Genomic DNA, 23,712 nt, shown 5'->3' with positions numbered 1-23,712 from the left:
CCCCAGACTGGCACATAACAATGGAGGAACATCCAGCGATTTGACTGTACTAAATCCGGCTACCATACATATTCCAACAATCGATACCAGCAAGAGATTATAGATAGCCATCCCCAGAAATTTTCCCAGTACAATGGTACGGAGTTTTACAGGTGAGGAATACAATAACCTGATAGTGCCATTGCTGAACTCCCGGCCGATGATCCCCATTGTCAATAATGGCACAAACAGGTAGAGGCGAGGCAGTATTCTGATTATATAACTGTCCATCAAATTCAGGTAGAGGCCATGGGTAAAAGAATCGAAAGCCCAAAGTTTTATGTTCGGCTGGTTTTTATACGACAGGTTTATATATTTTGCAAGGAAGGAAATGAAGCCGTCAAAATAAAAGGCACACATCACCATCAGTACAATTGAAACAAACCAGGCTATTGGCGAATAGAACAGGTTCCGGAGCTCATTTTTGGCTATTTGAAATGTAATGCGCATGGATTATTTTTTGGATAGATGATTATGCGGACTGAGATGATAACTGTTTGAAAATGTCATCGAGGAGGCCTTTATCGAAACCAATATCACTTAGTCGCCATCCATTTTCTACACTGGCAATTACCAGTCTTTCCTTAACATCATTATTACCATCAAAATATATTCGTGCCTGTGTGTTGGTTAAGAACTCAACGGCTGTTACACCCTTTACCTGCAATAAGTCTTCTTTCGATGGAGGATTTTCCAGTGTTGCGAGTATCGAACTTGCTTTTGAATAATTATTGAATGCTTCCATGCTGTCTGAGAACACCACCCTGCCATTTTCAATCATAATGATCTCCCGGCAGAGCAGGTTGATCTCTGAGAGGATGTGCGAGGATATCAGCACCGTATGCTCCTGGGCAATTTCCCTGATCAGCTTGCGGGCTTCAATCATTTGATTGGGATCCAGTCCATTGGTAGGTTCATCCATCACCACCAGTTTGGGTTTATGGATAATGGACTGAGCGATGCCCACCCGCTGGCGATAACCACCTGATAGATTTTTGATCAGCCGGGAGCTGAAATGCGCGATCCCGCAACGTTCTTTCACTTCCTCTACAGCGGACTTTATTGAAGCTCTATCAATCAATCGAAGGGTGGCGCAGTAAATAAGGTATTCATCGATGGTGAGATCAGTATACAATGGCGGAGTTTGTGGCAAAAAGCCGATCTGCCTTTTAGCTCCTTCCGGATCTTTTCGGCTATTTATACCATTTATATAAACATTTCCTTCCGTCTGGTTGAGCGTACCACAAATGATATTCATGGTGGTGGATTTTCCGGCGCCATTGGAACCCAACAGCCCGATGATCCCGGCATCTTTGATTTCGATATTGATATCCCGGATGGCCCAGCTGCTACTATAGCGGTGAGAGAGGTTTTCAGTTTTTAAGATCATACATTGTATGTTTATGAATAATTGGAGTGCTGCCAGTCGCTCGCCTCCCGGCGAGTGACTTCTATTGGTTCGCCTATGGCGAACACCGTGTGCCCGGAGGCAACAGAATACAGGTCACTCAACGGGAGTCGGGCGACTGGCTGCAACCTGCGCAAGTTTTTTACTGTCTCTTATTATGTTTTAATGAATGGTTACTATCTGTGAGAAATTTTTCAGTAATGGTGAATTTTGAAAAGTTTCAGCAATAGCGCTGCTCATTTTTTTCTTTATAAATAGTTCCCTGAGTTCTTCTTTTGTACTACTGGATTTGAGAAAAATATTGTTACAAATAAAGAGCAGGGCAAATATGGAAATACAAACAAAATTCTCTTTCATGAATTGTACAGCGCGGTGCAAATGCATTCGCACAGTGTTGGGTGATAGTTGCAAACAGGCGGCGATCTCAGCTCTTCTCCATCCTTTTTCCTTACTGAGGTGAAGTACGATCTTTTGCTGATCAGGTAACTGGTTGAAGAGATTTTTGAGCAAGGCATACTTTTCCTTCCCGATCAGGTATTCTTCTGTTTCAGTGACAGATGTATTCTTTTCATCGCTTAGCAATTCATGAATGCGGACCTGTACTTTAAAATTGCGAATATGCCTGGCTGACAGGTTGGTAACTACTTTGATCAGCCAGCCTACAGGGTTATCCGGTACGCACTTAGCTGTCTGTTGCCATAAAGCAAGAAAGGCTTCCTGTACAATATCTTCCGCTGCATGTTGGTTTTTGGTGATCTGCCAGGCCCTGTATTGCAGGTGCGGTGTCCAGTCATGCACGATCTTTGCAAACTGTGAATGGAACATTTGCAGCCGAATATCCGCACAAGGATATTCGGCTGAGGAAAATGGTACAGATGGATGACAGGTTGTACTGGTCATGAGTGTTCATTTAATCGCCTGATGTCAGCGTTTCATATTAATCCGGGATCCTGAACCCGGCATCTTTGGCGAAGCGTCTGATAATATTGAACTTTTGCAGAATCAATGTTTCGTTCGGATGCAGGTCTGTAAATTCCTGCGTGGTATAATAAAATGCGGCTGTGAGATAAGCCCTGATATCATCCTCCTCACGAGGCATATTGGGATAATCTCCAAACGGGTAGTCAAATATTGGGTAGAACAGGAGACCAATACTTTTGGGAAGCGGTTCTTCACCTATAGGAAGCAGCAGAAGCCATGGAATGCCGCTATAGATATCCATGGCGATTGTGTTTTTTGTGGCGTCTCTCGACAGGCTGAAAAAATCCTTTTGTAACTGTCCGGCATAGAGATCTTTGAGCCTTCTTGATGAAATTCCGGCGAGGATGGATGCTGCATACATTTTTCTTTCTTCATTATCCATCATTTCCATATCCTCTACTGTAATGCCAACGGTATTGAATCCATAAATGGATGTAAGGCCATGCGGGATCTGCCTGTTTTTTTTGATCTGATGGTCAGAAAACGAATCGATCAACAGAATGCTGGGGATAAGGATATCAGCTGGAAGTTTAGGGAGTGTTTCATTTTCCAGCAATTGCAGCAGGGGCTGGATATTGGCTCTCGATGAAAGTGGCTTTGAGTAAACATTCGGCCTGCCCAGAGGGGTATAATTTAGTGTTAGCTTTATATAGGTAAAGCGCTCCGGAATTTCCCCCTCCCTGCTGATTCTTTTTTTGTAAATGGAATCATTATAGAAGGTGGCAATACCAGTGCTTTTATAGAATTCGTAGATCGCATGATCGATGGGGTCACCAGGATTGTCTTCAATAACGAAATAGTTTTTGTCCAGGTTGCTGGGCTCAGGGGCTTTTTCTTTCCGGCAACCAGCAATGAGCATACTTACCAGCAGATAGAAAGTAAGTGTAAGCGTTGCAGGTTTATGGTGATTGTATAGTTTCATGATGAGTTTGATTAGGGTGAATGACAGAGCAGGTTATTGTTTCAGTGGGCGTGCCGGCCTGGTTTCGTTTGTAAGCAGTCCATTGTTGAACTCTATCTCATCATTCGCGATAGGAACAATCCAGGCTGCAGCATCCTGTTCATAGGGCCCCAGTTCATAATAACCGTTATCTCCGTATCCGTTTCCCGTGTATACTACAGAACGATGTATGATTGATTTACTGAATGGATATTTGCTGTTCACTGCATAACGGCGAAGATCAAACCAGCGGTGTATTTCAAGGCAAAGCTCGCGTCTTCGTTCATCGCGGATAAAATTGATCAGTGCGGCGCCTTCTGCATTTACCGGAGGAAGATCTGAAGGTTTGAAGCGGGTTTTCCTGAATTCCTGTAAAGTGTTGCGGGCTTCTTCGAAGCGATCGAGGGCTGCCAGCGCTTCTGCCTTATTCAGGTAAATTTCGGCGAGACGGACAAGGAACAGATCACCTACATCGTTTACTGAAGGGCTGGAACTTGTTCTTTTTTTGGATATTCTCATTTCTCCTCTGCTGTTCCTTTGAAAGAAAACCTTCAGGCGCAGATCATTTTGAGAATAGGCAGAGAGGAGGTTGTCTGAAGCCTTGTAAGCACTGCGGGTGGGGATATCCTGGTGTAAGGCCATAATATTGCTTAGCGCATAATTTGTACCCATGGTGAATATCACTTCAGCATCATGATTGGTCAGAAAATCTTTTTCTTCTATATAGGTATTCAGATCCATCAACTTATACTTATTGATATTGATCACCTTGCTGGCATATTCAATAGCCTTCTCATGATTTTCCATGTAGAGATAGATCCTGCTCAGGAATGCCTGCGCAGCCGCCTGGTTCACCCGGATGGTGGAGGATTCATTGGCGCCAGCCAGCGCTTTCTCTGCTTCCAGCAGATCTGCAACGATCTGATCATATACCTGTTTGGTACTGCTGCGGACAACGAACTGGTCTTTGATAGCGGGATCTGTTTTCAGCGGAACGCCGAAATCAGTAGCCGCAGTAGCCAATTTATAAGGTTTTCCATAAATGTTTACCAGTACGAAGTAGTACCAGGCCCTCAGGAAAAAGGCTTCTCCGGATATTCTCTTCAATGTAGCGCCAGGCTCACCTTTCTCCAGCAATGATGGAATATTTTGAAGTATAGAATTGATCCGGGCAATCCTGCTGTATATTTCTGTGAAGAACCGATCATTAGTGATAAGTTGTCCTCCGGCTGTCATTCGCGGTTGTGCCTGCCAGTGATGAAATCCTGTCTCAATCTCAAATCGATCGTAGGTATCAGGTATCACCAGCGCAAGGTCATCATCCATTTCATGCAGCATTTGAGGTGTGCTCACCTGAAGATAATTCATGTACGCATCTCCCACCAGCAATTCATCGAGATCTGCTGCCGACTCAACAAAGCTTTTATTCTGAGAATAGGTGGCGAGGAATTTTTTGCAGGAGAGGGTGCTGAAACTCAGTATGCAAAACAAAAAGGTCAATATCCTGTTAGCAGTTGAATGCATAATGCTAGATTTAAAGACTAATATTGAGGTTGAGGGCATATACCGGCCTGATGGAAAGAGTGATATTATCAGCGGAACCAGATTGGGAAGGAGCCTGTCCGCGAAGCGCTTTATTGGCAAATGTGTAAAGGTTGCTGCCACTGAAATTTGCCGTGGCGCCTTTACAAGATAGTTTTCTGCATAACGCTTCCGGGAACCTGTAAATCAGCGAAACAGACTGGAGTTTGAGATAATCTCCTTTCACCACCCGCAGGTCCGAGAAATCATACATCTGGTAATAATCTGAAGCAAATCGGGTAGGCATGTTGTAACTTCCCCACCAGCCAAAATGGTCGTCTTGAAAGTTATCCGGAGTTCCCTGTATAGCCGGGATATTGGTGAATTTCTCGTCTCCCGGATAGCGCCATCTTTGCGTAAATTCTTTGCGAAGGTTTTGTTGTGAACTGGGCCTGAAAGTACCGTAATTTCCTGATGTCATCTGAAGCAACCTGATCTTGTTGCCAATACTGTAGGTGAAAGTAAAACTGAATGTCCAGTTCCCATATACGAATGAATTAAGGACACCACCCTGAAGAACAGGTTCCCTTCTTCCAGACTCCACCATTACCATGCTGAAAACTTCGGCTTTCGTCATCTTATTATATTGTTCCACGAGTTCCTCTTTATTTTCAGGTTCAGCTCCATAAAAAACAGGAAATCCATATTCGGGATCAAGGCCTTTAAAGCGATAAGAATAAAAAGTATTGACAGATTTTCCATTGATAGGCACCTTGCCATCCAGGTAGCTCTGGTAAGTGAGGGAGGCTGCATCCGCCATTACATTACGGCTTTTAATGTTGTTATTGATCAGTGTGTTGAATACCTGTCCCAACTGAGGATCGAAACGCCATATGAACCTTTTTTTACCGGCCCCCAGATTGTCGATGAACTTAAAATTCAGGCTCATTTCCACACCCTGGTTTTCCAATGTTCCTCCATTCACAACATAATTATCATTTGGAGCTCCATTCACAGTGGACACTCGTTTATGCAGGAATGCATTGGTGGTTTTGCTGTAGAAATAAGCCAGTGAACCATTGATCGCTCCTTTCAGGATGGAAAAATCCAATCCGCCACCGTAATCATGTGTTTTTTCCCAGGCCAGATCCGGGTTGGGAAAAGAAGTGATGTTGGAGGAAAATGCATTGTAGAAAGTATTGATCATGCCTTTGTTGATAATGGTGTAGGGTGTCTGGCCTTCCAACATATTCCCTTTTGTGCCAAATCGCAACTGCAATGCCGCCTGGTCTACCCATGATACATTTCGCAGCAGATCTTCATGTATATTCCATCGGCCAGACAGGGCCCAGGTGGGCAGGAACTTTTCATTGCTCCTCGAACCAAATGAATTGGAGAAGTCCTGGCTCGTGGTGGCAGTGATCACATAGCGCTCATTGAAAACATAGGTGGAAGTCAGGTAAGGGCGGACTGTATTTTGTATATCTTCTGTGATGACGGGGGAGCTATTGGCAGCCTGCCAGGCAGCAAAAGTTGAGTATTTATTCGGATCTGTTTGTGCAAAGCTATGCCCCCTGCCCGGATAATACCCCCGGCTTCTTATTGCAATTGAATTACCTCGCGTGGATCGCAGATCCGCAGCCACTTCTACAGTGAGTTGGTGCTTTTTTTGCCGATCGAGGAACCTGGAGAAATTGAGACGGCCGTTGATGCTGTAGTTCTGCTTCCTGACCTGCAGTGTTTGCAGCTCCCCTCCAAAAGGCATCGGATCTGTTATTGGCATGAATGTATTCTGAACGGGATCGAATGAAATATTTCTGAGCTGGATGGCCCATTCTGTATTTTCTTCAAACCATACGTCATGGCTGGAGTTGCCACCCGTGTAGCTGAGCGTGGATTGGAACTGAATTCCTTTGGCGATCTCATAACTGAGGTCGATACTGGCGGTGTGTTCATTGTTTTCTGTTCTTTCCGCGGTATGGTCCATCTCATTCAGGATGTTCATCGTTTTATAACCTACGACCCCGTATGAGACGGGTTTGGAACTTACGGTTGAATAGAAATAGCGTGATCCATCTTCATTATACAATGGGATAGCGCGGCTGGTGCCATAAGCATAATTGAGAACGCCAATCTCTCCGGGCGTATATCTTTTTTTTACTTTGTAAAGATGGATATTGAAATCTACTTTGAATTTTCTGTAGTTCATCTGCAGGTTCAGCAAACCGGTATAACGGTCATTGCTTTCCTTTTTGATCACGCCGGGCTCTGATTGGTATCCAACTGATGCGCGATAGAAGATCGATTGAGAGCCTCCAGACACACTTAAAGAATGATTGGTGGTGAATACATCGCGCATCGTATTGCCCAGCCAGTCTGTATTTATGGCTTCAGCCCTGTCAACACTTTTTTTGAATGTTTCAAAATCGATCCGGCCGGCATAGTAGTCAACAATATCTTTTTCATAAGCTTCGAGGGCGCTACCACGCAGTACCATTTGCTTTTCGATCATTTCCCGGGAAACATCTATCCGCTCGCGGGAATCCATCATGTAAACGTCCCTGTCTGTATACCTGGGTCTTCGTGTGTACGTTCCTGTTATATTGTAATTGACAGTTGGAGGACCGGGCTTTCCTCTCTTGGTGGTGATCACGATCACGCCATTGGCCGCTCTTACGCCATACAACGCAGTGGCTGTTGCATCTTTCAATACATCGATCTGTTCGATGTCGTAAGGATTCAATCCGGAAATTGCATTTCCCAGCAGATTTACAAAGTCAGGATCATTGATCCTTTCTGCAGGGATAGGGAAGGGATTGGTACGTACAATACCATCCACTACCCAAAGCGGCTCCCTCGATCCCAAATAGGTATTAGTTCCCCGGATGCGCAGTTTGGGAGCGGCGCCCGCCTGGCCGGAGTTCAGCATGAACATCATGCCGGGCACACGGCCTTCCAGCATTTTGTCTACTGTATTCAAGCCCGGTTGGATGATGGAATCCATTTTTAACGAAGTCACCGATCCTGTAAGGTATTTCTGACTGATCTTCTGATAACCGTTGTATACAAAGGCTTCTTCAAGTATGGCATTGGAACGGGAGAGCCTGATATAGACATTCTGTTTGTTGGAAGCCAGCAGTTGACTGCCTGGGTTTTCTCCTGTATTCCGGGGTTGTTTCCGTGCTGCTGAGGCTTCAACGGGCACAGTTTCGAATTTATCTCCGTTGAGCCGGAGCGAAATAGGAAGGAAGCCTACGGCAGAAATGTCAAGCACTTCCCCGTCTTTGACGTCCAGCACAAACCTGCCATCCGCTCCGGAAGTGGTGCCGCGTTTGGTACCCCTGATGCGGATACTCACATTGAGGATTGGCTGGGATGCGGCATCTACAATCAGGCCGCCCGCGGAAGGAGCATCTATGATGAGCCTGTCCGGTAAGGGTACTTTGGTTTCACGATGTAAAAGGATGATGGTCTTCTCCTGGATCGTAAAACTTACCGGCTGGTCTTTGAAAACCAGCTGCAGCAACTCCTGCAATGGCAGATTGTAGGCTGTGAGTGTAACAGGCCGGGTATTGTCCAGTATCTCTTTGTTAAAGAAGACTGCATAACCTGTTTGTTGTCTGATGGCGCTGAATACCTGTTTCAGGGGAATGTCTTTTCCGGAGATGGTTACATGCTGTGCTGATCCTGTGGCATATACCTGTAAGAAAGCTACGGTCAAAAGCAGGGCGGTTAATTTCATAACCAGCAGAATTTTGGTGATCGGGCTTCGTCTTCCCCGCCGGGTATAGCGCACAAGCGGGTTTGAACCTGACCCGGAAGCAGTTTTTTGCATACCTTTGGGTAAGTTTTGGAGGTTGACAATAAGGAATAATCGCCTGGTTGGGGCCAACGAAACTGCCGCCGGAAGTGCCACTAACACTTCCGGCTTTTTTATTGGTCCCGGTAAAAAACAGATAGGTAGGCTAATGGTTGCCGGAATTTCACCGGCATGATTCATGAAGGAAAGGTTCTGCTATGATTAATGCTGATTGAGCTTTTTTGAATCGGTTACTTCGGAAGCACGAAGAGTTTTCTGCCTTCCAGTCTGTAACGCATCCCTGATTTTTCCAGTGCTATCAATACACCGTTGAGTGTCATATCCCTCATCATCTCCCCCCCGAACCTGATATCAGGAATTCCTTTCTCGTACACTACTTCAATTTCATACCAGCGCTCCAGCTGCTGTATCACTTCTTTCAGGGAAGCACCATCAAAATTGAAATAGCCACGCTGCCAGGCCATCACCTGGTCGAGGTCCGCATTGCTGGTAATACGTAATGCATCCGTAACACGTGCCTGCTGTCCGGGTTTGATGATGGTGCCGTTCACTTTTATACTTCCGTTGATCAGAGTGGTATTGAGACTGTTCTCATTCTTATAGGCGTTTACATTGAAACTGGTGCCCAGTACTTCGATCGTAGCCTTGTTAAGGGCATTCACGATGAACGGCTGATTTGCATTCTTCGCCACTTCAAAATACGCTTCTCCTTCCAGCTCCACTTTCCTGTCTTTCCCCTGGAATGCAGTGGGATAGCGGATGGAACTTGCTGCATTCAGCCACACATGCGTACCGTCAGGCAGGGTGATCTCAAACTGCCTGCCTCTTGGCGTTGACATGGTATTGTACTCAATGCCTTTTGCGCCTTCAGCGGAAGAACCATATACGAGCTGGCCGTTTTGCATCGATATGACAGAGCCGTTCTGTTTTGCCAGGATGCCATTGTTGGCACTGTCCAATACCATCTGTGAACCGTCTGCCAACGTGAGGATAGCGCCTGATTTGCCTGGCGCAATCTCTTTTGCAGGTGTGGTTTTTTCTTCTGCAAGCTGTTGTGGATAGTTGCGAAGCCAGAAGAAGGCAGTAACAGATAAGGTAAGTACAATGATGGCGGCCGCTGCGGCACGCCAGCTGCGCCAGAAGGGAATGCGCGGAACGGTTGGCCCTGCTTCCTCAAATTCTTTCATGGCTATTTCCTGATGGATAGAAAGCAAAAGCCTTGTATCAGCGCTTTCCTCCAGATCGGGCAATGCCGCTACGATGGCTGCATAATCATCGATCAGTACATCGAGTTCCTGCTGATCAAGCGTCTGCATCCATTCCTGGAAGGCTTGCTGCTCTTCCGGGCTCACCTGGCGCCGGGCATAACGGGATAGTATTTCGTTCTTATCGATCATAGTTGCTTATATAGAACGAATGGGGGATGAGGGAGGGGACGGGCTGCTTAAAATATTTTTCAGTTCTGCAGGGAGCCGATGATCAGTCCGCCCACAATGGCAGGCAGATCGCCTTTCTGAGAGATCCATGTTTTCAGGAAGGCCCTTGCTTTCTGGAGCTGTTTTTTTACCACATCCCTGGAAAGGTCCATCCGGCTTGCTATTTCATCGATGGACAATCCCTCGAACACGCTGAGGGTAAGGATCTGGCGGCGGCGCTCTGGCAGTGCGTCGATGCCCTGCCGCGCAATAGTCATGTATTCCTTTAATTGCAGCTGGTCCCGGGTGAGCTCAAGTGATTGCTCCTGGGACCGGGCAAAATTGCCGATATGGCCCAACTGGATCTTCTGTAGTTTCAGCAGGTCCAGCAACCTGTTTTTGGCCATGCGCTGCAGGTAATGTTCCAGGTGTTCGATAGCTGCAAGATCTGCTCTTTTGATCCAGCATTTTACAAATATGTCCTGTAATATCATGTTCAGCATATGACCGTCGGGCCTGGTAAAGGGTGTCAGGAAAAGCCTTAGCCGCGGTTCATAATAGTGGTAGAAGGCATCAAATGCAGATTTGTCGCCTGCTGCCAGGCGGGATAATAATTCCTTTTCTTCGTATGAACCTTTAAACGGCAATGTTTGAATCAGGGTTGACGGTTATTGATTGCAAACTATAGTAAAAATAGCAAACGCGCGGCTGCAAATAAAAAAGGACAAAAAGCAGTATGCCTTTTGCCCTTTTAAGTGTGTCTGGCAGAGCAGACGGTCCTCTTTTTATTTCGAGAACCTGAACTGCAGTCCTCCCATCAGCCATCTTCCCGGCATCGGGGTTCCCAGCAGATCGCTGTATGCTTTGTCGAAGGCATTATCCACCTGAACGTACACACGTAATTGTTTTTTCCAGAAAGCGTAGTATATCCTTGCATTCATCAGGAAATAATCCCTTGAAATAGTAGCATTGATAGAAGCCTGTTTCTGCGCTTCTCTTTTTTTGTAGACTCCATTCACACTGATACCCAGGTTGCGCCATTCATGGACCAACGCAAAATTGGCCAGCAATTTTGCGTGCGATGAAATATAGAAGCTGGGCGTTTGATCACCGCTGGTGCTTGAAAGCCATACCAGGCCTGCGCTTGCCGTAAGCTTATGATCTGCACCGAATGTGTGGATGTACTGTACATCGGTTTCCCATCCGGTTGTCTCCACATCGGAGATATTCTTCGCCAGTGCATAAGTACCGGCAGGAGAGAGGTTGTCTTTCCTTGGCATATCCGCATACGGCGTGTTGCTGTAATCGATCAGCCTCTTGTGAAAGCGCTGAAAGAAGGTGGCTGATACTTTCAGTTTCTCTCCATAGAACCAGTCCGCGCCGGCTTCATAACTCAATGATCTTTCCGCCAGCAGGTTGGGGTTACCGATCCTGCCGCTGGTTACCAGCGCCTTGTTGAAGTTGTTGTATCGCTCCGTGAAATCCGCATCCCGTATGGTTTTGCCCACGCTGCCTCTTAACTGGAATTGTCCGGCTTTCTGGGAGATGTCGAGTTGCGGCACCAGTTCATTGGAGATGCTGCCGAAGAAAACCCATTGCAGTGATGGTCTTACCAGGAAGCCTTTCCATAAAGATTGCGAAACGGATACATACGGAGATAAGATGAGGATGGAGTGATCCCCTCTGTCGTTCGACGCGATCTCCTTGTTCTGTAAATTTCCCCCGGCTACTAAAGTTGTGGAAGTGGAAAGTTTACGCTGATAAGTGAGGAGCGTCTGAAATAATCTGGAAGCGCTGTTATTGGCAACACTTGCTTTATTGAAAGCATACTGGTCTGTCACGTTCTTGAAACCCGCATCGATGCTCAGGCTTTGCTGTTCATCCTGGTAGGCCAGTCGCAGCTGATGCCAGCGGGAGATCACTTTTTCGCTGGCTGTATCAGACAGGAACGTGGTGTAGTAATTCTGCGCGGCAAAATCCCTGGAATCATACGCAAAGCGATAGGCCAGGTTCCATTTTGAACTGAGGTTGTAATTGGCGGAAATGGAAGCCGTGGTGTTTTTGAAGAAACCGGTAGTGCCTCGTTGCTGCACACCATCTGCCTGGCTGTGTAAAATCCCACCGCCGAGGTGTAAATTATCATGGTCGTATACGGCGCCTGCATCGGCATTCCAGAGGCCGTATTCACCGGCTCCGCCGCCGCCGGTAACAGTAAGGCCTTTGGCGCCTTTTTTAGCAGCAAAGGTTTTGGTGATGATATTGATCACACCGCCTACGGCATCAGGGCCATGGATAGCCGAAGAAGCGCCTTTCAGTACTTCTATCCGCTCTATCTCGGAAGGAGCGATAGGAATATAGCTGTTGAAGTGGCCGGTATTGGGATCATTCAGGCGCATCCCATCCAGGATCACCAGTACCTGCTGGAAGGTGCCGCCCCTGAGCACGATATCGCTCTGCGAGCCCTTGGGGCCACGGGCCTGGATCTCCACACCAGGCAGGTAGCGGAGCAGCTCATCCAGTGTTTGTACCGGCAGATCGCGGAAACGATCGCCTTTGATCACGGTAACGTTGCGGCCGGTCTCAGAAGCCCGCTGCTGCAATAAACTTGCAGTAACAGTTACGGGATTCAGTTCGCTTTCTTTTTCCTGCGCAGCAAGGGGCAGGGTAAAAGCCATTGTGCATATGGTTAAAAACAGGGTGTTCTTTTGCATAGGGCGCAAATGTACAGCGGTCAGACAATCATTTTTTAATATTTTTTTAATAAAATACTAACTGTACTGAAAACATATTTCCACAGATCGAACGTTTTGGCTGGTTAAACTGTCTGGTAACTTATGACTAAACCAGTTAAGGAAAAGAAGAAGAAGAGCCTGGGTAGAAAGATTTTTAAAGGATGTATTATAGGATCCGGAATACTGACCGCACTGGTGGTGGTAGCCGTAGTGTTGCTGTTCACTCAGCAGGAAAGGATCACCAGGATGGCCATCGATGAACTCAACAAACAATTCAAAGGAGCCGTCACCATCCAGCGGAGCAATATCAACCTCACGAAGAATTTTCCGGATATCAGTATCGCTTTACATGAACTGCAGTTCTTCCCTGACAAGTCACTCAAGGGTGAGCCCATTTATGAACTGGAGAAATTATATGTTGGTTTCAGCCTCCCGGATATCCTGAACCAGCGATACAATGTCCGCCGCGTTTTTCTGAAAGGTGGAAAATTACATCTCGTTAAAGAGACAAACGGGCAACTGAACCTGCTGGAAGCAAAGAATATCAGCATGGACAGTACCAGCCGCAACGAGCCTGATACTGCCGCCGCCCTGCAGATCGATCTGCGCAAAGTGGTGTTGAAAGATTTCGATATTTCCTTTCTCGATAAATCAAATGGCCGTTATTACAGCACAGCCATCAGTAAGCTCACTACAAGTTTCAAAACGGACAGTGCTGCCATGCAAGTGGCGCTGGAAACGGATATGGTGCTGGATATGACCAGTCCTGCCGATACCGTGTTATTCAGACATAAAAAACTGAGCCTGGATTTTACAGCCGGTTTTGATAAAGCGCAGAAACTGTTACAGCTCTCCGAGGGAAATGTGAAACTGGAAGAAGTGTCGCTTTCGCTTACCGGGTCAGCTAAACTGGATAAGGAACCATTTGTTGATCTGGCTGTAAAAGGCGATAAGCCCAATATGGATTTTGTATCCGCGCTGATCCCTGACAATGTAAAAGAACTGCTCAGGCCCTTCAAATATGATGGAAAGCTTTTCTTCAATGGCATTGTAAAAGGCGCTGTTGGGAAAGATAAAATGCCGTTGATAGAAATGTCTTTCGGTCTGCAGGATGCCTGGTTTCATAATACAGGTGCTGATAAAAAAGTGGATAAACTTGGCTTCAGTGGCTTTTACACCAATGGAAAGGATCGTAACCTGCATACTTCGGAATTACGCATGACCAATGTTACGGCACGCCCTGGCAAGGGCGTCTTTGATGGTGATTTTGTGATCCGCGATTTTACGGATCCGCATGTGCTCATGCAACTGCGCTCAGAACTGGAACTGCAATTTGTAGGCGAATTCCTGGGCATTCCTGATCTGAAGCATATCACCGGCACTGTGAAACTGGATATGAATTTCAAGGAACTGACCGATCTCTCCCTGCCAGAAAAGGCTTTGCATAAATTGAAAGAAGGCGCGCAGAGCGAGCTTACTGTAAAGAATCTCAGTTTCCGCATTCCTGACTTCCCGCATCCGGTGCGCGATATGAACCTGCACGCGGAAATGCGGAATGGGAAGATTGTGCTGGATACATTGCACCTGAAACTGGGCAATTCCGATTTCCGCGCCAGTGGCATGCTCAGCGATCTGCTGGCGGTGCTTCATGACACAGAGAAACCAGTTACGCTCAGCTTCAATGCGCATAGCGATAAACTGGTGCTGAAAGATTTCTTTGCACATGATACAGCCAAAGCTGCAAGGATCGATGAAGAGATCCGGGGCTTCGATCTGGGGCTGCAACTGGCCACCACTGTGCAGGAACTGCGTAAACCTTCACCATTGCCCAAAGGTGTATTTGAATTGAAGCAACTGCGTGCTTCCTTCAAAAAATACCCACATATCTTTCATCACTTAGGCGCCACCGTTATGATCAATGATACGGCCCTGCTGTTACGGAATTTCTCCGGCATGATCGATAGCTCAGACCTGCAGCTGAAAGGCAGGGTAGTGAACTATGCGCTCTGGTTCCAGGATGTCAGGAAAGGAAAGACACAGCTGGCATTTGATTTCAAATCCAACCGCCTGGCCATGGCCGATCTGCTGGGGCCTGTCAGTAAAACCTGGGTGAGCGATAGCTACCAGCAGGAGGTTGGCAGCAATATCTGGCTGCGTGCAAAGGCTGACCTGCGCTATGATACAGCCTTCAGGTTTGCGAAAGTGAAAATCTCCAACGTATCCGGAACGTTGCAAAAGCATCACCTCAAACTGGATAGCATCAGCGGAGGCTTGATGTATGGCAGCAATATCCTGAAAGCAGATACGCTCAAAGGCAAGATCGGTCGAACAGATTTCGATATCAATTTCCGTTATTACACGGGCGATAAAGTGGAATTTAAGAAGAAGACCAACTATTTATATTTCCGGTCAAAGTTGCTGGATGCGAATGAACTGATGAGTTACAGCTTTGAGTCATTTGTTGCCAAACCTGCTGCTGCAGAAGGTTCGGGGCAGCTGGTCAGCAATGCATTGTATCAGCAGAACGGTACAAATATTATCCAGGCAAACCATCCTGATACATCTGCGCATGCCAAAGCATTCAATATTTTCATGATCCCGTTCTCTGATTTTGAAGTGAAGGCCGATATCGGAAGGCTTCGTTACAGGCGGTTGGGCATCTCGCAGATCACGGCCCATCTGCGCATGCAGGAAGATCATATGATCCATGTGGATACACTGGGCATGAAGGTGGCAGATGGTGTGATGGGTATCCGTGGTTACCTCAATGGTACAGATCCCAACAAGATCTTTTTCCGCAGCCGGATCAGGGTGGAGGATGTGGATCTGGAGAAAATGATGATCAGGCTTGATCATTTCGGACAGGACCTGGTGATCAACAAAAATATCAAAGGCCGGCTCACCGGAAACATCCGCAGTCATGTACAGATGCATCCTGACCTGGTTCCATTGATCAGCAATACAAAGGCACAACTTGATGTGGAGATCCGTGATGGCACCCTGGTGGACTTTGCGCCGATGCAGGCTATGAGCACTTATTTCAAAGACAAGAACCTGCGTATGGTCCGTTTCGATACCCTGAAAAATGTGCTCACTTTCACTAATGGCGTACTGGATATTCCGGCCATGAATATCAACAGTTCACTCGGCTTCATGGAAATTTCCGGCAAGCAGGGAATGGACATGAAAATGGAATATTATATGCGCATCCCGCTGAAGATGGTTACACAGGTAGGTTTCCGCGCGCTTTTCGGAGGAAAGAAACAGGAAGAAGTGGACCTTGACCAGGTGGATGATATTGAATACAGGGATAAGGACAAGCGTGTCCGTTTCATGAATATCAAGGTCACTGGTACTCCTGACGACTACAAGATAGGCCTGGGCAAGGACAAGCGGAAAAAGAAGTAAAACAAAAATGCCCTCATGGAGATCCAGGAGAGCAAAGGTTGGTTAATGGATCAGGGTTTGGGAGTTAAGGGAAAAAGGAATTCCGGAAATGGCAGCAGCCAACCGGCGCACTACGATATACGCCGGTCACTGACTTACCATTGATACCACCCTTGTACCAGTTGAGAAATTTTTGAAATGTTTAGCTTCCTATAAAGGACGCTGTAAAACTAGCGCAGCGGCTGGCTTCAATGGCTGGTCTGGTGGTGAACAGCGGAATTTTGTATGTGAATGTTCAGCGTGTGCCGGAAAGTACAGCGTGTGCCGGAAAGTACAGCGTGTGCCCGGTAGCTCGCGTCCCCGCGAGTTACTTATATTCCGTCGCCTCCCGGCGACACAGTGCTCGCCTCTGGCGAGCAAATAAAATTCAATCGCGGGGACGCGAGCGACCGGGCAATGCGAAAGAGTTACCGGAAACTGAACTGCTTCAGGAATTCTTCCTTGTAACTGCGGCCTATCGGCAGCTGGTGTTTCGGCAGGCTCACTTCCTGGTCTGAAAAAGAAGTGATCATGTTTATATTCACAGCGTAACTCCTGTGAATGCGTACCATTGCTTTGAAATTGATCTTTTCAAGGAGTTGGCTGAGAGACAATCGAAGTAATAGTTTCTTTTCCGTGGTTACCAGTTGCACATAATTGTTATCAGCTTCCGCATACAGGATATCATCCAGTTTGATCTTCACAAACACGTAATTGTTCTTCACAAAAATATAATCGTTCATTTGCAGGATCGTCTCTTTTTCCGAGAGCTCTGTAGCGGGTTTATTGTTTTCAATGGGTATCACTTTGCCGGTGGATTGCTGGGTGGCAACGGCAAAATTGCTGATGGCGAGCTCAATGGCGATGCGCACATTGGTGATACTGTATGGCTTTGCGAGGAAGGCTGCGGGAAGCGTGCGCTTGGCGCGTTCAATGGTTTTTGTGTCAGTGAAGGCGGTGAGATAGATCAGTGGAACGGCACGTTGCTTCTGTAATTCGAGGGCGGTGTCGATCCCATCCTTCGGGCCGATGATATGAACATCCATCAGCACGATGTCCACTTCATTTTCTGCGAAGAGTGAGATGGCAGCAGCTGCATTGTCTGCAATACCCACCACTTCATAGCCGTCCTTTTCCAGGCCGGCGGCGAGGTCCATAGCAACGATAGCCTCGTCTTCGACGATCATTACTTTAATTGTTTCAGGCATACTTGTGTTTTTATGCAGCCTGCGCAGGAATGATGATGGTGAAATGGGTGCCATCCTTCACTTCCAGTTGCTGGCTGGCCCTCAGTTGTTGACAGAGGGCTGTGATCAGTTGCTTACCGAAACTGCTGCGTTGCTTCGTCCAGGTTTCCCGGTCAATACCCGCGCCGTTATCACTGATGCTGATCACCAGGCCGGCATTGGCATTGTTGGAGAGACTGATCCTGAGCAGCGGGCGCTGCACATTTCCGTAAGCATATTTAAGGGCATTGGTCACCAGCTCATTGATGATGAGGCCGGCAGGCAATGCCTTGTCAATATCCAGTAATTCCTGCTGCACATCCAGTTGCAGGTCAAATTCATAACGATGGAATCCGTAACTGGCCACCAGTGATTCGGCCAGGTCTGTGAGGTATTCCTTCATGTTCACGGCCGTGATATCATCCGTTTTGTACAGCCGCTGGTGAATGAAACTCATGGCCTGCACACGCAGCTGGCTTTCGCGCAGTGCAGCAATGGCGTGTTCATCTTCCAGCCTGTTGCTTTGCAGGCTGAGCAGGCTGCTTACGATCTGGAGATTGTTCTTCACGCGGTGATGCAGTTCTTTCATCATGGTTTCCAGCCGCAACCGCTGCTCCGAGATCTCGTGTTTCTGCTTCGCCATATTCCTGTACAGGATGGCCAGCCAAATCATGATGCCGGCAAGTACCAGTATACCGGCCACCAGCCAGATGATATTGCGGCTGCGTGCTTCGCTCTCCAGTGTAAGCCTGCCTATCTCCAGTTCTTTCTTGCCGGTTTCATATTTCGTCTGCAGGTCAAGCACCATCCGGGTCTTGCCGATATTGGTCATGGAGTCGTCCAGGTTGTCCTGCAGAATAAAGTAGGCGAGGGCCGAATCCAGCATGCCTGCGCCTTTGAAGCTGCGGTACATTTGTCCGTATGAATTCTGAAGACGGTCCGGCCTGTTCATCTGCCTGGCAGCGTTCAGCATCATACGTGCGTACTGCAATGATTTCTCGTGGTTGCCCAGCATCGTATAGGCATAAGCGATATTGCCGTAGTTGTAACTCAGTCCGCTGATGCTGTTGCGCTGCATGTTCACTTCCACGGCTTTGAAGAGATATTCCAGGGCTTTCCTGTAATCGATCCTGTACTCGTTGTACACCTGGCTGATATTGTTGTACAGCCTTGATTTCATGCCTAAGCCTTTTTGGTGGCTTTCTACCAGTGCAAGTGCTTTCTCGTAGCAAAGCATGGCACTGTCATAATAATAGCGCTTGTTGTAGTGTTTGCCTTTATCTCGCAGGCAGATGCCGCGCATGTTCAGGGCATCGGCCATCCCGATAGTGTCTTTGACGGAAGTAAAGAGCTGAAGTGAATTGGCGGCATGCTCAAGCGCCTTATCCAGGTAAGCTTCTGTATTGTTGCTGCCTGATATGTCTTTATATAATTGTGCCAGTTCAAGAATAGCGTCTGCGTGTTCAGTATGGAGGCCCAGTGAATCGAAGATATGGGCGGCGCTGAGACCGGCATCCATGGCGGTCTGGTAATCCGCTTTATTGCGGGCTCCTGTTGAAAGATTGCCAAGTGCAGTTGCCCGTCCGCGATGATAATTACCCGAAGCATCCAACGCCTGTTTGCTGTACAGCAGCACGGAATCGCTGTTGGAACCTCTCCAGGCCATGGCCAGTGCATTGAGTGCATCAACACGTATTTCATGAAAGGGACTGTTCTGATAGACCTGCCTGATGGAATCGAGCTTTGCGGAAGATGGTTGTGCATGCACGCAGTACGTGCATAACATCGCAGCTAAAAGCGTAAGAATTTTCAGTATGTGTCTCTTGCACACAAGTATTCAGGAGAGGGGTTTAGGCCCCAAAAATAACGGAAACAGCCCTGTTTTTGGCTAATTCAGCGTGCTTTTTCTTCATTAGAATACGATAAGAGTGATCGTGGAATTGCTTTACCGCTAAATGATTTCCATTTTTTTCATGAGGAAAGAAGCATTCTTGTTTTTGGCCACACCTCGCTGCAGGGTATAATCGAAGATCAGTTCTCCGTTCCGGATGATGCTCTCGAAGCAGTAGTTGGTAAGCTTGCCGGGCAGTTCCTGTTCCAGTACGCTCAGCGCCAGATCGTGTGTGGCGAAGAGTGTGAGGCAGCGGTACTGCAGCAGTTTGCGGATGAACTGGTCCGAGCCATGGGTCTTGTCTTCCGAGTTGGTGCCACGCAGGATCTCATCGATGAGGATCAGACTGGGGCTGGAACTGGATTGCAGGAAATGGATGATCTGCTGCAGTTGCTTCAGTTCTGCCATGAAATAGGAAGTCTGTTCCTGTAAGGAATCGCTCACGCGGATGGAGCTGAGAATATTGAGGGGCATGAAGGTGAAGCTGGTGGCGCATACAGGAGCACCAGCCTGCGCCAACAGCAGGTTTACACCGATGGTGCGCAGGAAAGTGGTTTTGCCGCTCATATTGGAGCCGGTAACCAGTTGCAGCTGTTCCTCATCGCCGATATGAAAATCATTGGCCACGCTTTTACTGGCGGGGATGAGCGGATGCGCCATGGCGGTGGCGCGGATGATCATTTTTTCAGTCTGTACGGTGGGCCAGCAGAACGCTGGTGCGTTGAAAGCAAAGCCGGACAAAGAGTTCAGTGTTTCTATCGTTCCTACGCCATCGATCCAATGCTGGAATTTCCCTTTGTTTACTGTTTTCCATTTATCGAGGGCGTACATGCACTGGATATCGTACAAAAGAAAACTGTTCAGGAAAAAATTCACGATGAGATTGAGCCGTTGGTCGAACATGCCTGCGAGTTTGCTCAGTTGCCTGATGGCCTTATTGGCTTCTGCTGCTGTATCTTTTTCTTTTTTCAATACCTCTGCATTGCCGGCATCCATGCTGCTGAACAATTGCAGGATACTTGCATATTGTTCCAGGATGCTTTGCTTTTTGCTCAGCAGGTTGTGCTGGAACAGGATCTTTTTGGCGAAGCTGCCGATGATCAGCCAGCTCACCAGGATACCGGGGATCATCCACTGGTACTTGTCTGTGACCAGAAAAGCGATAATTCCCATTACGCTGAGGGCGGGCATGATATACCTGATAGCGCGCACCCAGCCGATATGATACAGTACGGTAGGCATTTGCAGCCAGGCCATCACTTCGTGTAAATTTCCTTCTTTCTCCCCGTGCAATAATCCATGAGCTGTGAGCAATTGCCTTTTTTCCACCTGTGGTGTCAGTTGCTTTACAGCTTCCTGGTTTTTGCGGATATTGACCGGATCCAGCTCGGGATGTTGCAGGGTGCGCTGGAGGCTGGCCGCACCATGAGTGGTAGTGGTACGGTTGAGCAGATGATATAAAGAGTCAGGACCGAAGATATCGAGGTCTGCCGCATAACCCGCGCCTGAAGCCACTTCGCGGCCATCGGGAAATTTACCGGGCTGGTTGTTCAGCAGGGCGGTCTCGTTATTGTTGACGAAGAGGAGTTTGGTGGTAAGGGCTTTTTCGTCGTTCAGGCGGAAGGCCTGTCTGACGAACAGGATAAATACGGCAACTGATGCGAGGCTAGCCAGCAGCAGTGGGGTGGAGTCATCGCTTTTGATCCAGAAGTATCCGGCTGTGAGTATGGCCAGGAAGCTGAGCAGCCTGGCAACCGATACGCTTATCAGTTGTTTCTGAACACGCCTGAGCTTTTCCTGTAACTGCTGGATCCTTTGCTGGTAGTAGGTTGCGGGCGATTGCATAGGTAAGGGAGTTTAAAATTATTGATGCATGAGCACCTGTACGGTCTGGGGTGTTTGTTGCTTCAGTTTAACGCTATGGCCGTTGGTGAGCTCCTGTAACAATCCATCCTGGTAATGGCGGACAGTGAGGAGAGTGAGCCCTTTTTCCACCTGTACTTCAAAGAATTCAGCGGCATCGAGCGCCAGTTTCTGGATCTTTTCCGGTTTGTCATCGATGGCTACCTGGATGCTTACCGCGCCGGTCTGGATGAGATTGGGCTTTATCTTGATATCGCTGAAAAGCTGGTAGAGATCGGCCACAGGCTTTTCGCCCACAAAAGAGAAATCTTTTGAATGAAGGTGGATCAGCGCCTGATCGGGTTTCAGCACAATGATCGGCGGAAGGCCTTTCACCTGTTTGTTATGGATCACTGTACCGGGAAGGTCTTTATCCAGGAAGCATTTCACCAGGAGGGGAATGCTTTTGTTCTGCAAGGGCTTGATGGTTTTGGGGTGGATCACCTGGGCGCCGTAGTAGGCCATTTCAATCACTTCTTCATAATTCAGTTCCGCAATGAACTGTGCGTTGGGGAACTGTTTGGGATCAGCATTCATTACTCCTTCCACATCTTTCCAGATGGTCTGGCTTTCGGCATTCAGCAGGTTTGCGAACACGGCGGCGGAATAATCGCTGCCTTCGCGGCCCAGGGTAGTGCTTTCATTCTCATCGGTGGAGCCGATGAAACCCTGTGTGAGCACGATATTGCTGTTCTCAAACAGGGGAAGGATCTCTTCCTGAACACGCTGGCTGGTAAAGCTCCAGTCGATGGCCGCATCGCGGAAATTATTGTCGGTGCGGAATATATCGCGTACATCAACCCACTGTGCAGGAATGCCTGATTCATTCAGGTATGCGCTAACGATAGCGGTGGAGAGGAGTTCACCTACACACACGATCTGATCGTAATAATAATCGTATTCGCGGACCGGTTTATCATGCAGGAGCCACTCCACTTCAGTGAAGAAGTTGGTGAGCTGCTCCATCAGTGCGTTGAAATGAGTTACCAGTAAGTATTTGGAGGTATTGATATGGTTGTGTTTGATCACCTCGAAGAGCTGAAGGGCTTCTTCCTGGCGGCCTTCAAAGAAGGCCTCGGCCACTTTTTCCAGGGCATTGGTGGTTTTACCCATAGCGGAGATAACGATCAGGATCTGCTGGTCCGGGTAGGAGCGGATGATATTGGCTACGTTCTGGATCTTTTCTGTCTGTTGTACACTTGCGCCGCCGAATTTGAACACCTTCATAGCAGGAACAATAAATTGTATTTGGGAATGTTTTAAACCGGGGCAAATGTCGGCTAAACCTTTGAGAAAACCCTTTCGTCAATCGGGAAAATGCCAATTAGCGGCCTTTCCCTACATTTGTGGCCGACAAACCTTTAAAACTTGCCATCTATGAGTATTGTCAGCAGGAAAGTATTGACTTTAGACGAATTTACTATCCAGCAGCTGCGCGACTTCCCCCATGCAACGGGAGAACTGAGCGGACTGCTGCGGGATATGGGCCTTGCCGCCAAAAGAGTGAATGTAGAAGTGAACAAAGCCGGACTGGTAGATATCCTGGGAGATGCCGGAGCCGTGAATGTTCAGGGAGAAGATGTAAAGAAGCTCGATGTATTCGCCAATAACCAGTTCACCGGTGTTCTGCAGCATGGTATCAGCTGCGCCGGTATCGCTTCTGAAGAACTGGATGATTTTGTAGCCTTCGACGACGCTGTCAGCAGAAATTCCAAATACGTATGCTTATATGATCCGCTCGACGGATCCGGGAATATCGATGTGAATGTGAGCATCGGTACTATTTTCAGTGTGTACCGCCGCGTAACGCCACTGGGCACACCGGTTACAAAGGAAGACTTCCTTCAGCCCGGCCGTATGCAGGTAGCTGCCGGTTACATGGTGTATGGTTCATCCACTATGTTCGTATATGCAACCCGCCGTGGTGTGCAGGGCTTCACCCTGGATCCCAGCATCGGGGAATTCTGCCTCAGTCATCCTGATATCAAATGCCCTGAATGGGGAAAGATTTACTCTGTTAACCACGGTAATTTCTTCCAGTATTCCAAAGGTGTTCAGCAATATATCGACGCCTGCCAGCGCCGTACCAAAGATAACGGTGGCCCTTATACGCAGCGTTATATCGGCAGCATGGTGGCGGATGTTCACCGTAACCTCATCAAGGGTGGTATCTTCATGTACCCAGGTACATTTGAGAAGCCAAAAGGCAAGCTGCGCCTGCTTTACGAGAGCAATCCTTTTGCATTCATAGTAGAAGTGGCAGGCGGCCGCGCCACCAATGGCAAAGAGCGCATCCTGGATATCGTGCCTACAGAACTGCACCAGCGTACCCCGTTATTCATTGGCAGCAAGGGCATGATGGATGAACTGGATGCCTGCATGGCCCAGTATTGATCATTTTACATATTGTT

At 47.7% G+C, this 23,712-nt stretch carries 15 protein-coding genes; 2 read left to right on the top strand and 13 right to left on the bottom strand.

Annotation, left to right across the window (positions count from 1 at the left end; translation table 11 throughout):
- The 9 genes from ACTHMC_RS17355 to ACTHMC_RS17315 form a co-directional block, all read right to left on the bottom strand.
- A partial coding sequence (locus ACTHMC_RS17355; RefSeq protein ID WP_440414934.1) for an ABC transporter permease occupies nt 1-489 on the bottom strand: 489 nt, incomplete at its 3' end.
- 22 nt (nt 490-511) lie between these two features.
- The gene (locus ACTHMC_RS17350) at nt 512-1,429 is read right to left on the bottom strand and encodes an ABC transporter ATP-binding protein (protein WP_440414933.1); all 918 of its coding nucleotides are present in this window, start codon (nt 1,427-1,429) and stop codon (nt 512-514) included.
- 180 nt (nt 1,430-1,609) lie between these two features.
- Nucleotides 1,610-2,272 carry an RNA polymerase sigma factor gene (locus tag ACTHMC_RS17345; protein ID WP_440414931.1) on the bottom strand — a complete coding sequence of 221 codons (663 nt, stop codon included), beginning with the start codon at nt 2,270-2,272 and terminating at the stop codon, nt 1,610-1,612.
- A gap of 112 nt (nt 2,273-2,384) precedes the next feature.
- Nucleotides 2,385-3,350, bottom strand: a complete 966-nt coding sequence (locus ACTHMC_RS17340) for a hypothetical protein (protein WP_440414929.1) — start codon at nt 3,348-3,350, stop codon at nt 2,385-2,387.
- A gap of 33 nt (nt 3,351-3,383) precedes the next feature.
- Nucleotides 3,384-4,892 carry a RagB/SusD family nutrient uptake outer membrane protein gene (locus ACTHMC_RS17335; protein WP_440414928.1) on the bottom strand — a complete coding sequence of 503 codons (1,509 nt, stop codon included), beginning with the start codon at nt 4,890-4,892 and terminating at the stop codon, nt 3,384-3,386.
- Nucleotides 4,893-4,902: 10 nt separating this feature from the next.
- Complete coding sequence (locus ACTHMC_RS17330) at nt 4,903-8,631, bottom strand: SusC/RagA family TonB-linked outer membrane protein (protein WP_440414926.1); 3,729 nt, start codon at nt 8,629-8,631, stop codon at nt 4,903-4,905.
- A gap of 308 nt (nt 8,632-8,939) precedes the next feature.
- Nucleotides 8,940-10,106 carry a FecR domain-containing protein gene (locus ACTHMC_RS17325; protein ID WP_440414924.1) on the bottom strand — a complete coding sequence of 389 codons (1,167 nt, stop codon included), beginning with the start codon at nt 10,104-10,106 and terminating at the stop codon, nt 8,940-8,942.
- A gap of 59 nt (nt 10,107-10,165) precedes the next feature.
- The gene (locus tag ACTHMC_RS17320; protein ID WP_440414923.1) at nt 10,166-10,771 is read right to left on the bottom strand and encodes an RNA polymerase sigma factor; all 606 of its coding nucleotides are present in this window, start codon (nt 10,769-10,771) and stop codon (nt 10,166-10,168) included.
- 138 nt (nt 10,772-10,909) lie between these two features.
- Nucleotides 10,910-12,799 carry a TonB-dependent receptor plug domain-containing protein gene (locus tag ACTHMC_RS17315; RefSeq protein ID WP_440414922.1) on the bottom strand — a complete coding sequence of 630 codons (1,890 nt, stop codon included), beginning with the start codon at nt 12,797-12,799 and terminating at the stop codon, nt 10,910-10,912.
- Nucleotides 12,800-12,958: 159 nt separating this feature from the next.
- Between ACTHMC_RS17315 and ACTHMC_RS17310 the strand changes: the two genes are divergently transcribed.
- Nucleotides 12,959-16,264, top strand: a complete 3,306-nt coding sequence (locus tag ACTHMC_RS17310) for a hypothetical protein (protein ID WP_440414921.1) — start codon at nt 12,959-12,961, stop codon at nt 16,262-16,264.
- 446 nt (nt 16,265-16,710) lie between these two features.
- On the opposite strand, the gene ACTHMC_RS17305 is transcribed toward ACTHMC_RS17310, so the two are convergent.
- The 4 genes from ACTHMC_RS17305 to ACTHMC_RS17290 all read right to left on the bottom strand — a co-directional run bounded on the left by ACTHMC_RS17305 (nt 16,711) and on the right by ACTHMC_RS17290 (nt 22,528).
- Nucleotides 16,711-17,490 carry a LytTR family transcriptional regulator DNA-binding domain-containing protein gene (locus ACTHMC_RS17305; protein ID WP_440414919.1) on the bottom strand — a complete coding sequence of 260 codons (780 nt, stop codon included), beginning with the start codon at nt 17,488-17,490 and terminating at the stop codon, nt 16,711-16,713.
- Between the two features lie 10 nt (nt 17,491-17,500).
- Nucleotides 17,501-19,276 (bottom strand): histidine kinase dimerization/phosphoacceptor domain -containing protein, encoded by a 1,776-nt coding sequence (locus tag ACTHMC_RS17300; RefSeq protein ID WP_440414917.1) that lies wholly within the window; start codon nt 19,274-19,276, stop codon nt 17,501-17,503.
- 183 nt (nt 19,277-19,459) lie between these two features.
- Nucleotides 19,460-21,244, bottom strand: a complete 1,785-nt coding sequence (locus ACTHMC_RS17295) for a MutS-related protein (protein ID WP_440414915.1) — start codon at nt 21,242-21,244, stop codon at nt 19,460-19,462.
- Between the two features lie 18 nt (nt 21,245-21,262).
- Nucleotides 21,263-22,528: an aspartate kinase gene (locus ACTHMC_RS17290; protein WP_440414913.1), complete on the bottom strand. Its 1,266-nt coding sequence runs from the start codon at nt 22,526-22,528 to the stop codon at nt 21,263-21,265.
- Between the two features lie 150 nt (nt 22,529-22,678).
- Between ACTHMC_RS17290 and fbp the strand changes: the two genes are divergently transcribed.
- On the top strand, nt 22,679-23,695 hold the full coding sequence (gene fbp, locus ACTHMC_RS17285) for a class 1 fructose-bisphosphatase (RefSeq protein WP_440414912.1): 1,017 nt from the start codon (nt 22,679-22,681) through the stop codon (nt 23,693-23,695).
- Nucleotides 23,696-23,712: the final 17 nt, after the last annotated feature.

The organism is Pseudobacter sp. (assembly GCF_051955275.1).
Taxonomy (GTDB): domain Bacteria; phylum Bacteroidota; class Bacteroidia; order Chitinophagales; family Chitinophagaceae; genus Pseudobacter.
Note: the sequence above shows the minus strand (reverse complement) of the source record. Positions and strands in the feature narration are given on the sequence as shown.

Excerpts from the sequence above, each read along its gene's own strand:
- ACTHMC_RS17350 (WP_440414933.1), bottom strand. The coding sequence starts at position 1,429 with ATGATCTTAAAAACTGAAAACCTCTCTCACCGCTATAGTAGCAGCTGG.
- ACTHMC_RS17345 (WP_440414931.1), bottom strand. The coding sequence starts at position 2,272 with ATGTTCCATTCACAGTTTGCAAAGATCGTGCATGACTGGACACCGCAC.
- ACTHMC_RS17340 (WP_440414929.1), bottom strand. The coding sequence starts at position 3,350 with ATGAAACTATACAATCACCATAAACCTGCAACGCTTACACTTACTTTC.
- ACTHMC_RS17335 (WP_440414928.1), bottom strand. The coding sequence starts at position 4,892 with ATGCATTCAACTGCTAACAGGATATTGACCTTTTTGTTTTGCATACTG.
- ACTHMC_RS17330 (WP_440414926.1), bottom strand. The coding sequence starts at position 8,631 with ATGAAATTAACCGCCCTGCTTTTGACCGTAGCTTTCTTACAGGTATAT.
- ACTHMC_RS17325 (WP_440414924.1), bottom strand. The coding sequence starts at position 10,106 with ATGATCGATAAGAACGAAATACTATCCCGTTATGCCCGGCGCCAGGTG.
- ACTHMC_RS17315 (WP_440414922.1), bottom strand. The coding sequence starts at position 12,799 with ATGGCTTTTACCCTGCCCCTTGCTGCGCAGGAAAAAGAAAGCGAACTG.
- ACTHMC_RS17310 (WP_440414921.1), top strand. The coding sequence starts at position 12,959 with ATGACTAAACCAGTTAAGGAAAAGAAGAAGAAGAGCCTGGGTAGAAAG.
- ACTHMC_RS17305 (WP_440414919.1), bottom strand. The coding sequence starts at position 17,490 with ATGCCTGAAACAATTAAAGTAATGATCGTCGAAGACGAGGCTATCGTT.
- ACTHMC_RS17295 (WP_440414915.1), bottom strand. The coding sequence starts at position 21,244 with ATGCAATCGCCCGCAACCTACTACCAGCAAAGGATCCAGCAGTTACAG.
- ACTHMC_RS17290 (WP_440414913.1), bottom strand. The coding sequence starts at position 22,528 with ATGAAGGTGTTCAAATTCGGCGGCGCAAGTGTACAACAGACAGAAAAG.
- fbp (WP_440414912.1), top strand. The coding sequence starts at position 22,679 with ATGAGTATTGTCAGCAGGAAAGTATTGACTTTAGACGAATTTACTATC.